This window comes from Wukongibacter baidiensis (genome assembly GCF_050888315.1).
Classification (GTDB): Bacteria; Bacillota; Clostridia; order Peptostreptococcales; family Caminicellaceae; genus Wukongibacter; species Wukongibacter baidiensis.
This window is the reverse complement of sequence record NZ_CP138202.1, coordinates 5,130,528-5,144,185: the sequence shown is the minus strand read 5'-3', so window position 1 is coordinate 5,144,185 and position 13,658 is coordinate 5,130,528. Positions and strand designations below refer to the sequence as shown.

Genomic DNA, 13,658 nt, shown 5'->3' with positions numbered 1-13,658 from the left:
ATACCCAACCCCTTTACTTATATGAAATCCTTGGGTCTATATATGCATACAGCAGATCTACGATTAAGTTAATAGTTACAAAGATAGTCGCTATAAATAATATTGCACCCTGAACAACTGGATAGTCTCTTTGATTGATTCCTGTAAGTACCATCTGTCCTAGTCCTGGCAAAGAAAATATCTGTTCAGTTATTACAGTACCTCCAAGTAAGTATCCTATCTGCATTCCAGCAATCGTTATTATTGGAATCAGTGCATTCTTCAGTGCATGTTTAAATATTACCTTTCTCTCTTTAGCTCCCTTTGCTCTAATAGTTCTAATGAAGTCCTGACGCAATATCTCTAATATCGACGACCGCGTCATCCTCATAACAGCTCCTGACATTATTGCCCCTAACACCAAAGATGGAAATATCAGTGTCTTTAGATTCTGAACAGGGTCATCAAAAAATCTCACATACTTTAAAGGCGGATAATAGCTAAAGGCTAAGGATAAAAATAATAATAAGAGCGTAGCTAACGCAAAATTTGGGATCGATACCCACATTAGGGCTAAAACCCTCGCTAATCCATCTACCCATGTATTTCTTTTCATAGCAGCAAATATTCCTAGCGGGATAGCAATTATCCATGATATTATCGCTGCCATCATAGTTAACTGAAAGGTAAGCTTGAATCTAGTCAATATATCTGGTAAAATCGGCTTTCCAGTTCTTAGAGAAACGCCAAAATCTCCTTTTAATACACCTGACATCCAGTTCCAATATTGTTTGTACCAAGGTAGGTCCAGTCCAAATTGCTTTTGAAGCTGTAATGTCGCTTCCGGTGTAGCATCAAATCCTAAAAGGCTAGAAACTACATCCCCGGGAATTAAATGCATGATGAAGAAGATTGCTAAAGATATACCTATTAGAACTGGTATTAATAACAAAATTCTTCTTATAATATATGAACGCATAGAGCCACACATCCTTTTTATTAAATAAATGGGGGTGTCTCAGAGTGACGAATTTCTGCGTTATTTAAAATCCAGGCGCCTTGACACGTACATTAGTACTAACCAAACCACCTGAATTTCAAAACCTTGAACTTCATTCACTCTGAAACACCCCAGGGCTGAACTCATGAAATGATTTCATAAGACCGCCCCATTACTAGTATCTATTTAGACTCTAATATAACTGTATCTCTAAAATCCTCAGGATTGAATACCGTAGGATCAAAGTTTTCTACTTCTTTTCTAACAAAGTAATAGTTCATAGGTGAGTTGAAGAATAGATTTGGTGATAGCTCTATTAATCTCTCTTGAGCTTCTTTATATATCTTTACTCTTTCACCTTCGTCGATGGTAACTTTACCTTTATTAGTTAATTCATCATATTTCTCATCCTTAAATCCCCATACATTTGCAGAACCACTGCTATTAAAGAAAAATCCTAAAGCTCTATCCGGGTCAGAGCCCGCTCCATTTCTTCCTGCCATAACCTGATGATCACATTTCTTCCAAGCTGCTACATATTGTCCTATTTCTAATTGCTCTATTTCAGATTTAATTCCTATTTTTTCAAGCTGTTGTTGTAATATCTGTGCAGTACCAACTATATCAGCATACCCACCTAAGGCAGTTATTTTCATTTCAAATCCATCTGGATAGCCTGCGTCAGCCAATAGTTTCTTTGCCTTTTCAATATCCTGCTTATATAGTTCATTTTGCGATGGATCTACCGACCATTTACCTAGAGCCTTTGGTACAGGGCCTGTAACTACTGCATCGCCACTAAAGATAGTCTGAGCCATTTCATCTCTGTCTACAGCTAAGGACATAGCTCTTCTAACCTTAGGGTTATTAAAAGGCTCTATGTTTAGATTGAATCCTAAGAATGTATAGTTATTAGATTGGTATGACTTTATAGCTATATCTTCATTCTTCTTTAATAACGGTAATGTTTGAGATGATAACGTAGTAACATGTATCGCTCCCGTTCTAAGGGCCGCAACTCTTGATGATTCATCAACCATAACATTATATACAATAGAGTCAAGCTTAGGCTGTCCTTCTATAAAGTAGTCAGGGTTTTTCTTTAGGGTAATACTGTTATCAGGAACCCACTCTTCAAGCATAAATGGACCTGTTCCACATGCTACCTGCATTAAATCACCATTTTCCTCAACTACCTCCTTAGGTACTATCGCTGCATAGGAGCTAGACATATATGACATAAATGGCGCGTATGGTTCACTTAGTTTGAATTCTACCGTTGATTCATCAATCACATTAATCTCTTTAATCTTTTCAAAGTAAGACTTTGCTATTGATGCTGTATCAGGATTTAAAATCCTCTCAAAGGAGTATTTAACATCGTCTGCATTCATTTGTCTTCCATTATGGAATTTAACATTACTTCTTAACTTGAATATGTAAGTGGTATCGTCTGGAGTTTCCCAACTTTCAGCTAAGTTTGGAACATAATTCATATTCTTATCCGTTTTAACTAGACTATCATATATCTTCGTATATATTCTTACTGACGCGTGGGCTGGAACCTTATGAGGGTCTAAACCAGCAGGTTCCGAGTCCGAACCATATATTAGTGTTTGTTCCTTTGCTAGTGATGGTTCATTTGATTCCTTTACTTCACTACCTTGTTCACTTTGACTACTAGGTTCCTTTGACTCACTTGCTGGTTCATTCGTCGCTACGTCTTTTGAACCACATCCTGTAAATACTAATACTAGTGAAAGTAATATAGCCATTATCACACTATACTTTTTCATTTTTAACACTCCCCCTTTAAATTTTTCATCACTTTATTATGTATAGCCGATCTAAACTCGGCTATATTAACGGGCTTATCAACATGAAGCCTATTTGTTAAAAGGACTACATTAAAGCCTTCCTTAAGATTTAAATATATGGATGTCCCTGTAAACCCAGTGTGTCCAAGTCCATCAGGATAAAGCTCTGATATTTGCCATCCTAAACCTCTACCCTCACCATAATCAATAAATGATTGATTAATTATCTCTTCTCGGATTATTGGCTTTCCACCTAAGCTTCCTCTATTAAGATATAGGTTGCAAAGTATATTTAAATCGTTTAAGCTTGAAAATATTCCCGCGTGTCCCGCTACCCCTTTAAAATAGTAGTAACAATTGCCATCATTAACCTTGCCAACTATAGGTATATGCTCATCTCTAAAACCTTCAAAGCGTAGACCTCTATCAGCTACCATCTTAGTCTCTATTATATTCCCATATTCAGTTGCTGCTATTTTATCTCTGAGGGGCCTGAAGCCTGTATCCTTTAACCCTAAAGGATTAAAGACCAATTCCCTTAAAGCACTATCTAGACTTTTTCCATTTATTTTTTCAATTAGCTTTCCAAGTAGAATAAAGTTTATATCACTGTATTGTACAGCTTCATTTTTAAGAGGATTCTCACTAATTACATGCTCTAAAATTTCCTCAAAGCTTCTATCCTCCATAACATAGAAAGGGAACCAAGGTATTAGTCCAGAGCTATGGCTTAAAAGCTGCTGGATAGTAATATCTTTAATAGTATTATTCAAACCATCATTATCAAATTGAAGATATCGTGAAATCTTGTCTGATAGTTTCAGTTCTTTTTCAGACGCTAATCTCAATATAGCTGTTAAAGTAAATATTTTTGTCAGAGAGGCTATATCAAATATCGTATCTGTTTCCATCATTGTTTTATCAGGTGAATATTTTGCATATCCATATGATTTTTTTAAAATAGCCTTATTGCTTTGAGATATTAAAATATTGACTCCTTTAAAGAACTCTCTTTGTTCATATATTTTGACTATACTCTCTATATTATCTTTAATAACATATCCCCCCCTATAAACATGGTGGATATACGAGTTTACCCATTATAGCACTCTTTCTTGCACCGGTGGCCGACTTTAGGTTGTTTGACTTACCATTTAGGAATTCATTTCCTAATATTGCAAAGGCTATAGCTTCCTTGGCATCACTGGAAAAGCTAAGCTGCTCCATAGTGCATACATCTAAATTCAGACTATCACTAAGTCCCTTTAAGATGGCATTATTTTTTGCTCCGCCGCCACCAACATATATCTCATCTATTGTCATTCTTGGAGATACAAACTTTTTAATATTGTCTGCTACTGCTGTATAGGTGTATGCTGTTATAGTTGCAACGAAATCTTCAAAGCTGATTTCAAATTTTTCCTTTAAACTCAGAAGCTCTTTTACCATATCCTCATTGTATTGTTCTCTTCCCGTACTTTTTGGAGGAGACGCAAGAACAAAGTCATCTCTTTTTATTAATAAATCAAGTAACTTATGATTTACTTTTCCCTTCAATGCAATATTTCCATCCTGATCAAAGGTCTGTTTATTATCAGTCAATATACTGACAACCCTATCAATCAGCATGTTACCTGGGCCACAATCGAAAGCCAGTACATCATCCTCTGAGCTGTTTGCTCTCAAAGCTGTTAAATTACTGATTCCTCCAATATTTATTAGTACCCTACCCTTTTCAGAGCTAGTAAACAATATATAGTCTGTATAGGTTACAAGAGGCGCACCTTGACCGCCTACGGACATATCCGATGGTCTGTAATCTCCAATCGTTAAACATCCTGTAATCGATGAAATTTCAGCCAGTTCTCCTATTTGAAGTGTTGCTCCTGCCTCTGGCATATGGTATATGGTTTGTCCATGACTCGAGATGAAATCTACATCTGAGGCTTTGAGATTATTTTTCTCCATTAACCTTTTAGCAGTGTTTCCGAATTTCCTTCCTAACTCGATATTAATTCTGCAAATATCTTCTACATTAGATGTATCAGGACTACACAGCATGAGTATCCCTTTTTTTTCCTCGGGGCTGTACTCCTCTGAGATAAAGTCTATTAAGTTTACTATAGTTCCTGCTCCGCAGCCCTTAATTTCTACTAGACATGCATCTACACCATCTAGGGAGGTACCAGACATAAGACCGATAGCTAGTTTTCTTTCCTTTAGCATTAATTGACTTAAATTCAACTCCGTCACCTCTTTTCTTTATACATATTTACAAAATTCCTCGTTTCATCTATATATTCGATAGTTTCATCATAAAAAGTTGTAGCATAACACATAAATAATAAATCAATTACATGTAACTGAGCTATTCTCGATGCCGTTGCACTACTTCTTATTTTTGATTTTTCTACATTGGATACGAAGAGCTTTATATCCGATCTCTCAGCTAACATACTCTTTCCATATTTAGTGATACCTATTGTAGTGGCTCCTTTCATTTTAGCAAGCTCCATGATATTGATGACTTCATGGGTATCACCGCTATAGGATACCCCTATAAAAACGTCCTTTTCTTCAAGATTAGCAACGCATGCACTCATTTTATGAACGTCATTTGTAAAATATGCATTTTTATTTATTCTTGTAAATTTTTGCTCACCGTCGACACATACTAGACTCGAAGCTCCTATTCCAAACAACAAGATTCTTTTACTATCCTTTATGGCTCTCACAGCTTTATTCAACTCATCTATATCTATTATTTTGCTAGTTTCTTGTATTGCTTTTAAGCTGTTTACTGTAACCTTTGATATCATGGTCCTAGTATCTTCTCCGGCTTCTATGTCTCTATATGTTGTTTCTACTGAATTGTTCAAATCCCCTAAAATTCTCATCTTTAGATCCCCAAAACCCTTAAGTCCAAGAGATTTGGAGAGTCTCACTACCGCAGCACTACTGGCATCTGACCTTTTAGCTAATTCATGGGTAGTTATATCAATAATATTATGAGGATTGTTTAATATATATGTAGCAATTTTTTTCTCCGATGGAGGCAGTGTATCTAACATCTGTCTTATCATATTTAATCCGCCTGTTTTGTATATGCCAATCCCTCCCCTTGAAATAAAATTTCATATTTTGTATAAATTTACTGAAATATTATTTTATTAAATTATATCTTATTTGACAGAATATTTCAAACAATATTGGTAAATAATTATAAGTTTATGGTAATAAAAAAGAACAGGTTTTATCCTGTTCTTGACCTTCTATAAAATTATGTTTCCATATGATTTACCTTAACTCCATCTAGTCCACTTAGACTATCCATCATATTGGTTATACGGCTTTTTGGTCCTCTTAAATTCACTGTTATTAGGCCTGTATTTTCTTCCCTAGGATCATGCATTCCAAATCTACCTAGAATTAGGTCCCCATTTGTTGTTAGTATTTCCTGTACCTTTGGAGCAGAATTTGTTCTGTGATCTACACTAATGCTCATAACACTTAAATTATTCATATCTGACATATAAACACCTCCTCTTCTCTTCATCTTTCCCATTTGTATTTTAAGCTTTCTTTAAAAGATATATACATTTCATGCACAAAAAATTACTATTATTATATGTTATATTATGCATTTCCCTTTTATTATTTTTCATAACCTTAAAGCAAAATGTTATAATAATATATAGATATTCAAGCAAAACTATTAGTTTATACATATAACTAGTTGAGGTGATTAAATGCAGTTTGACAATATTTATAAAAAGTTTCAATCTAGAGTTCCTGTACCTGAAGGTCAGTATAACTCTTATGCCGTACTTATCCCTTTAATACACGTAGACAATGAAATACATCTTTTGTTTGAGGTTCGTTCAGAAAAATTAAATACTCAACCTGGAGAAATTTGCTTTCCAGGAGGAAAAATAGAAGAGAATGAAAGTCCTATGGAGTCTGCAATAAGAGAAACATGTGAAGAACTAAATATAGAGGATTCAAATATTCAAGTCTTGGGTCAGACGGACTATGTTATTACACCCTTTAATTTGATATTATATCCTTTTATTGGATTAATAAATAATGTACAGGTAGAAGATATTAAATATAATTCCGATGAAGTAGGTTCAATTTTTACAGTTCCTCTGAGTTTTTTCATGAATAATAATCCTGAAACCCATTATGTAAAAAACAAATTAGAAGTTTCAAGTAAGTTTCCGTTTCATAAAATACAGAATGGAAAGGTTTATAACTTTAGGACTGGTAAGTATCCTATATATTTTTATGAATATAAGAATTATGTGATTTGGGGAATGACTGCTAGAATTATTAATAACTTTATTGAAATATTAAAAATAGGCGATTAGCCGTTGTATAGTTTTCTATGCATTATAAAAATCGACCCGCCTCAAGGGCTAGGTCGATTTTTCAGGAGCTAGGGGATAAATTTTAAAGGGGGTGTTATCTTATAATTACCCTTATATTTATTATCTAAACATTTATTGAAAATTATTTTCAATTATTTTTTATACCATTTATTTTATTATTCTAAAACTCTTTTATCTATCTCAATTAACTCTATACCGCCTTCAACGGCTAGAATTTCAAGTTCTTCTATAACATATCCTTTAAAATACTTTAACTTTATTTTAGAATCATCTACTTTATACAATTCATATTTATCAACTAGCTTTGTGTTTAAGAACTCCTCATTGATTTTCTTCCTTAAATCATTCATTATAAATATGTCGAAGTTCTTTTTTCCGGAGAGTATGTTCAATATAGTGTTTCTCATTCTTATGTTAATAAAATCCACTCTTCTAAGATAGAAACTCAACTTAAAATTTTCAATCATAAAGCCTATAAAAACAGTTATTATAAATGCATAAATGATTGCTATTAACATACTCCTCACCCCTTACTAAATTTTGTTTAATTTTATGAATTTCGGGGATATATATTAATATATCTTTACTTATTTATATAATACCATTTTTTTCTAGCAATAAACATTTTATATTATCTTCTCTATAATATTTATATTATTCATCTTGTTAGCAAGATGATAGGCTGTTAAGAAGCTTGAAGTTCGAGGCGTGCTGAAACTATGAGACCGCAGCGTATAAAGACATACGTAAGGGTTCTTAGTTGAAGCAACAACGAAGAAATTCAGGTTTCTTAACAGCCTCTATAATATTTATATTATTTTGACTATAAAAATTTGTTACAATATATATAAACTCTAACTACTCAAGAGGTGATTACGTGAAAAAAAATATTGGTGCTTTTTTAGATATTGATGGTACATTGTACAGAAACTCTCTTATGATTGAACATTTTAAGAAACTATTAAAATATGAAGTCGTTGATCCTGCCCTATGGCATAGTCATGTTAAGCATACGTATTACGATTGGCAGAAACGACGTGGAAATTTTGATGATTACTTATTAGAGCTTGCACAAATCTATATTGATTCCTTAAAAGGTCTTAATAAAAATGATCTTGAATTCATAAGTAATCAGGTCATAGATCTAAAGGGTGATAAAGTATATAGATATACAAGATCAAGGATAGCTTGGCACAAAGCACAAAATCATAAGGTATTTTTTATATCAGGAAGTCCAGCTTACCTTGTAAAGAAAATGGCAGAAAAATATGAAGTCACAGATTTTATGGCTACAAAGTATAAAGTAGATGAACAAAATAATTTTACTGGTGAGATTGTTCAAATGTGGGATTCAGAAAGTAAGCACAAGGCAATCATGGAGTTTGTGGACACTTATGATCTTGATTTAGATAAAAGCTATTCCTACGGAGATACAAACGGTGATTTTTCTATGCTAAAAATGATAGGCCACCCTATAGCAATAAATCCAGCAAAGGAATTACTAAAAAACATAAAAGCCGACGATGAATTACTTAAAAAAATTACTATTATTGTAGAAAGAAAGGATGTTATATATAAATTAGATGGTGATGTTGAAATTTTATAGCGAGACTACAATGGGCTGTATCATAAAGGTTTATTATGAGTACAGCCCCGGGGTGTTTCAGAATGAGTGAAGTTAAACCAGGATTACCCATAGAAAATTTAAAACTCTGCTGCGCATTTTTGATTCTAAGGCCTCCATCAAGTTCTCGACGTACGGCATAGGTATGCCTTCGAACTTGATGAAAGTCTTAGAATTCAAAACTACTTGCACCCTTTCAAATTTTCTATGAATAATCCTGGTTTTAGGTTTTGAAATTTCAACGGTTTGGCTAGTACTGATGTACGTGCCAAGTCGGTGAACATTTCAAATAACGCAGAAATTCGCCATTATGAGACATCCCTTTTTTTATTGCAATTCATACCCCAGAGAAAATCTAAAATAGAAATACTTGATATCTCCGAACAACTTCATTTTCCACTAAAAATATTATATTACTAAAATTTTTAAAAAAAAATTGAAAAATAAGAAGGAATTTGTAAATTTATGTAGAATATGTTTGAGGGCTTATTTATTTTGGGACTTTTTTCCTAATATTTTTACAGTTTTTTCAGGCCATTAGACCCGAAAATAGTTTTGCCTTTTTGATAAATAAATAATTAATTAATTTAAAATTTATATGACGATAATAGCAAACTTATCGAAAGATAAGGACGCAAAGACATGGATCTAAGGGATATAATTTCTATGATAGCCAGTCTACCGAAACATATATTTGCAAATACAAATTAGGTCTGCTAAATACTAGAATGTAGAGTATTTAGTTATTTAGTTCCTTATGACTATTTGTAATCTTGTTTAAGGTAAGGGTGTCTATGATCAATCTATAGGCATCTTTTTTTGTGTCTCATAGGGAATTATTATTCTATAATACTTAGTTATATTTCAAAAGAGTCGTCCTTTAAAATCTTGGTAAAAGACTTTTCTTTAAAGGCTATTCTAGATAAAGAAATCCGACCTATAGTAACGCAGCTGAATATGCCGAATTGTTATTCTCGATCTATAAAATAAATTTATATGGGAGGGGTTACATATTGAATATATCTCATGATAATATAAAGTGCTAAAATTACATTCTTATTATTTTATACATACCTTATCTACAATCATATATGGAATGAATTCCATTTCTAAAATCAAATTCAATTGATAAATTATGTAATAATTACATGTTTAATGTTTTGTGCATGTTTTATCCAGTAATCTTTATTTGGGAGGTTTATATGAAAATCAAAAAACGTTACGTCTTTGCTGTTATTATGATTTTATCTATATTAATATATAGTTTACATGCTTGTTACAATAAGAACTATGCTTTATATTCTACGGAATTGAAGAAAAATTTGAAATACACATCGTTATCTGCTGCGGAAAGCTACTCAAACTATTTTAATAGTTTAGAAAATAATTTTCTTCACTTATTGTCAAATCTAGAAAAATATAATGGCATCGACAATAATTTCGAAAAAAACATAGCTGAGTTCAAAAAAATAAATCCATCTATTTCTTATATCTCAGTGATAAACGAAGAGGGTTCTGTTCTATATGGAGATACACCAATACAATTTAGCGATAAAAATTTAAAGGATTTTTTAAGTCACGATTCATCGCAACAAATCGATTGTTCACATGAGTCAATTAGTTTGATTCATAATAAAATTAACATAATTAGAAAGTTAAATATTAGAAACAATAAGTTCCTAGCTATATCTGGAATAGCTTACGAAGAAGTCAACAACCTTTATGATAATGATTCTTTTAAGCTTTCTAACGGTTATATGTTTCTATTAAGTAAATGTGGAACTATACTTGTACATCCTAATAAGGACTTAATTGGCTTAAATTTTTTCGAAGATAAGGATGAGTTAATGGATAAACTCAAAATGACCGAAGACAATATTCATGAGTTTACTTCCTTTTTAGATAATAGCAATGGAAGATTTTCTCAAGGTGAGATACATTATAATGCTTTTAACACTAAGAAAATAGGATACTATACTGAACTCGAAGACTTTAAAGGTTATTCTATAAGTACTATAGATCTTGGAGAATGGAAAAAGAAAATTTTGTACATGACTATAATAAATATTTTGCCAATTATAGTAACATTCCTGATGGCTCTTTGTCTATTAATTCGATATATTTATGAAATAAAATATACTGATTATTTTACTGGGGTTTTGAATAGTTACGCTTTTAACTATTTTATTTTAAAGCATTTTAAAAGAAATGGACCTACTTTGAATATTCTATTATTAAAAATTGACAATATGATAGATTTACAGGACAATTCCTTAATATACAACGGTGAAGTCTTTGTAGATGTAAGTAACTATTTTAGATCTCTAAAGAGACTTTATAACATTATGTTCAGAGTCTCTAAGGAACATTATCTTTTTGTTGTTAAATCTGACACTTATAACCTGCATCATTTTAAAATCTTATACGACCTTATTCATGAGAATATCAATGGAAATCATTACAAAGAATTTAATATTAAATGTGAGGCTCTAGCCGTTAAAATAACCGATGGTGCATTTGATAAAAGTAATCTAATAGATAATTTAATAAAACATATGGAGAATAGAACAATCTTAAAACCTATTGAAGTAGTAGACGATTATAACTTTATAGTTTATAAAAAGAGAAAATGTAGTAAGTTCAAATCTGTTATTGAGCAAGCTATTGCAGAAAATAAAATCGTACCCTTTTACCAGCCCATATTCAATATAAAAGAAAACCGTATTGAAAAGTATGAGGTTTTAATGAGAATTAAACAAGATGATACATATCTTTCTCCAAAACCTTATACAGATATTGCTGAAAACAATGGTCTTATATCAAAAATTGATGAAATAGTAATTCAAAAAGCTTTTTTATACGCTTATAAAGTAAAGTATATTTTTAAGGAAGATATACATCTAACTCTCAATTTATCAGTTAAGGAAATTAATACAACTTTTATTAATAAAATATTAAATTATAAAGATAAATATAAAATTATACCTGAAAACATCACCTTTGAAATTACTGAGACTAGTTCATACAGTGATTTACATTTTTTCGTTAGACAGATAAGTAAATTAAAAAATGCAGGATTCAAGATTGCTATAGATGACTTTGGAACCGGTTACTCAAATATTAGTCAATTGGACTGTCTAAATGTGGACATACTTAAAATTGACGGAAGATATATAAGAAATTTACATACTAATGAAAAGGATAGAAAAATGTTAAAGGCATTTGTCGATATAGCCAATATTTATGATGCCAAAATAGTCGCAGAATTTGTAGAAAGTTTAGAAACCTATAATGTTCTAAAGGAATTTGGAGTAGATTATGCTCAAGGGTATTTTATAGGAAGGCCTGAAATAAGTATACCTGATTTTCATATAGAAACTGATACGTCCCATGATCCTCTATAGAAATTTTTTATTGTAGTTTGTTGGGTCAATATAGAATACAAATCTGCCTCCTAATCCATAATATTTATATGAAATAAATTTTTAAATACATAGATGTGAGCTTGAAAAGTCAACTGAGCAAATTGAATAATTACAATCCTCAAGAACTTACTAAATATACATTTTGATTTCTTGAATAGTCATCGCTTCAAGGCTTTTTAAGGAATCAAAATGAGAAAAATTTATTTCTAAATAAACTTACAGGAGGCTTCTATGACTAGAAAAAATAGAAAAGGTGTTGTTGGCAAAAAAAATCCAACTATGCATAATAGGGAGAATGTAGGAGTTGGTCTAAGCTTTACCGATGAACATGTAAGTTTTAGTGACGATATCGAAAGAAAAATTAAAGAAAAGAAGACAAAAAAATAGCACCTTTCGGTGCAATCCCTATAGTACTTTTAAGAAAGTTGGTAACGTTTTCTTAATAATATGTATATTCTACACAAAATAAAAATTTCCTTCTAAAAATTTTGAAAAATTCAAATTTTTGTTTATTTCATTAATTTCTATTTCATCCTTCTATTTCTAACATATTAATAGAATAATGTGAAAAACTAAATGTATAGAGTTCATATAGCAAAACTTAATATATATATATCCAAATACTTGGGATTCTGGGAGCTTTGAATATGTATAAGTCAATCTAAGTTGATAGTTTTTCTTGAACCTTTATATACAATATTCTATCGGAGATAACAAATCTAGAAACGGGGGGATTGAAATGAAAGCTATAAGATTATTATTACCACTAGTTATATCTATTTTAATAATCACACCAATTAATCCAGTCAAGTCATTTAACCATAAATCAGATAAGAATTTAGTGATTAACTATAAAACAAATAGTGATTTTTCTCATAAAATATCCTATTTTATATAAATAGGATATTTTATGAGAAAGAAATAAATTGTTAGCAAAATGAAAAAGTCCAAGTTTAAAATGCTCTGAAATTGGACTTTTTTTAGCAGTCTAAAAAGCTGATACTCTCCTTATTCTTCCAAATTTACTATTAATATCTTTCAACTGTAAAAATAGTTCCTTTAATATTGACATTCATTATCATCTTTAGTATGCTAAAGGTAAATATTACTTGAATTATTATTTTTTAGCAATATATTGAAAATGATTATTATTAGCTTAAATCACCAATAACAAGGAGGCTATAATCTTATGACATTAGATCTTGCGAATAAGGGACAAAAAATTGAGATTGTTAATATTCCAGATGCAAATATTAGAGTTCAGGCAATAAGACTAGGTATTTCCGAAGGTTCTAAGCTTTTATGTTCTCAAAAATTACCTGCGGGGCCTGTTATTTTACAAAATAGAATGCAAGAGATTGCTATCGGTAGAAATCTTGCAAAGCAAATTAGAATAAAATTGGTTTAAAGATAAAAGAATAA

The 13,658-nt window shown here is 31.4% G+C and carries 13 protein-coding genes and 1 riboswitch; of the genes, 6 read left to right on the top strand and 7 right to left on the bottom strand.

The genetic code is table 11. The annotated features are described in order from the left end of the window. Positions 1 to 13 precede the first annotated feature (13 nt). From R9X47_RS23205 to R9X47_RS23180, 6 genes are all read right to left on the bottom strand, one after another. On the bottom strand, positions 14 to 958 hold the full coding sequence (locus tag R9X47_RS23205) for an ABC transporter permease (RefSeq protein ID WP_432663463.1): 945 nt from the start codon (positions 956 to 958) through the stop codon (positions 14 to 16). A gap of 203 nt (positions 959 to 1,161) precedes the next feature. Beyond that, complete coding sequence (locus tag R9X47_RS23200) at positions 1,162 to 2,775, bottom strand: ABC transporter substrate-binding protein (protein WP_432663462.1); 1,614 nt, start codon at positions 2,773 to 2,775, stop codon at positions 1,162 to 1,164. A 2-nt stretch (positions 2,776 to 2,777) separates the two neighbouring features. Beyond that, complete coding sequence (locus tag R9X47_RS23195; RefSeq protein WP_432667686.1) at positions 2,778 to 3,758, bottom strand: serine hydrolase domain-containing protein; 981 nt, start codon at positions 3,756 to 3,758, stop codon at positions 2,778 to 2,780. A 106-nt stretch (positions 3,759 to 3,864) separates the two neighbouring features. Beyond that, positions 3,865 to 5,040: an anhydro-N-acetylmuramic acid kinase gene (locus tag R9X47_RS23190; protein WP_432663461.1), complete on the bottom strand. Its 1,176-nt coding sequence runs from the start codon at positions 5,038 to 5,040 to the stop codon at positions 3,865 to 3,867. A gap of 5 nt (positions 5,041 to 5,045) precedes the next feature. After that, positions 5,046 to 5,879: a MurR/RpiR family transcriptional regulator gene (locus R9X47_RS23185; RefSeq protein WP_432663460.1), complete on the bottom strand. Its 834-nt coding sequence runs from the start codon at positions 5,877 to 5,879 to the stop codon at positions 5,046 to 5,048. A 197-nt stretch (positions 5,880 to 6,076) separates the two neighbouring features. Continuing rightward, a complete protein-coding gene (locus R9X47_RS23180) occupies positions 6,077 to 6,328 on the bottom strand; it encodes a hypothetical protein (protein ID WP_432663459.1) in 252 nt (83 codons plus the stop codon). Between the two features lie 217 nt (positions 6,329 to 6,545). On the opposite strand from R9X47_RS23180, the gene R9X47_RS23175 reads away from it, so the two are divergent. Continuing rightward, positions 6,546 to 7,166, top strand: coding sequence for an NUDIX hydrolase (locus R9X47_RS23175; protein ID WP_432663458.1), 621 nt, complete (start codon positions 6,546 to 6,548; stop codon positions 7,164 to 7,166). 176 nt (positions 7,167 to 7,342) lie between these two features. Here the strand turns inward: R9X47_RS23175 and R9X47_RS23170 are convergent, their stop codons facing one another. Further along, positions 7,343 to 7,705, bottom strand: coding sequence for a hypothetical protein (locus R9X47_RS23170; RefSeq protein WP_432663457.1), 363 nt, complete (start codon positions 7,703 to 7,705; stop codon positions 7,343 to 7,345). 419 nt (positions 7,706 to 8,124) lie between these two features. Here R9X47_RS23170 and R9X47_RS23165 point away from each other — a divergent pair, with 419 nt between their 5' ends. The 5 genes from R9X47_RS23165 (at position 8,125) to R9X47_RS23145 (ending at position 13,644) form a co-directional block, all read left to right on the top strand. Next, positions 8,125 to 8,793 (top strand): HAD family hydrolase, encoded by a 669-nt coding sequence (locus R9X47_RS23165; RefSeq protein WP_432667685.1) that lies wholly within the window; start codon positions 8,125 to 8,127, stop codon positions 8,791 to 8,793. Between the two features lie 617 nt (positions 8,794 to 9,410). Beyond that, positions 9,411 to 9,497, top strand: a riboswitch (cyclic di-GMP riboswitch). A gap of 516 nt (positions 9,498 to 10,013) precedes the next feature. Continuing rightward, the gene (locus tag R9X47_RS23160) at positions 10,014 to 12,215 is read left to right on the top strand and encodes an EAL domain-containing protein (protein WP_432663456.1); all 2,202 of its coding nucleotides are present in this window, start codon (positions 10,014 to 10,016) and stop codon (positions 12,213 to 12,215) included. Positions 12,216 to 12,467: 252 nt separating this feature from the next. Further along, on the top strand, positions 12,468 to 12,623 hold the full coding sequence (locus R9X47_RS23155; protein WP_432663455.1) for a hypothetical protein: 156 nt from the start codon (positions 12,468 to 12,470) through the stop codon (positions 12,621 to 12,623). A gap of 352 nt (positions 12,624 to 12,975) precedes the next feature. Then, complete coding sequence (locus tag R9X47_RS23150; RefSeq protein WP_432663454.1) at positions 12,976 to 13,134, top strand: hypothetical protein; 159 nt, start codon at positions 12,976 to 12,978, stop codon at positions 13,132 to 13,134. Positions 13,135 to 13,425: 291 nt separating this feature from the next. Further along, a complete protein-coding gene (locus tag R9X47_RS23145) occupies positions 13,426 to 13,644 on the top strand; it encodes a FeoA family protein (RefSeq protein ID WP_432663453.1) in 219 nt (72 codons plus the stop codon). Positions 13,645 to 13,658 lie beyond the last annotated feature (14 nt).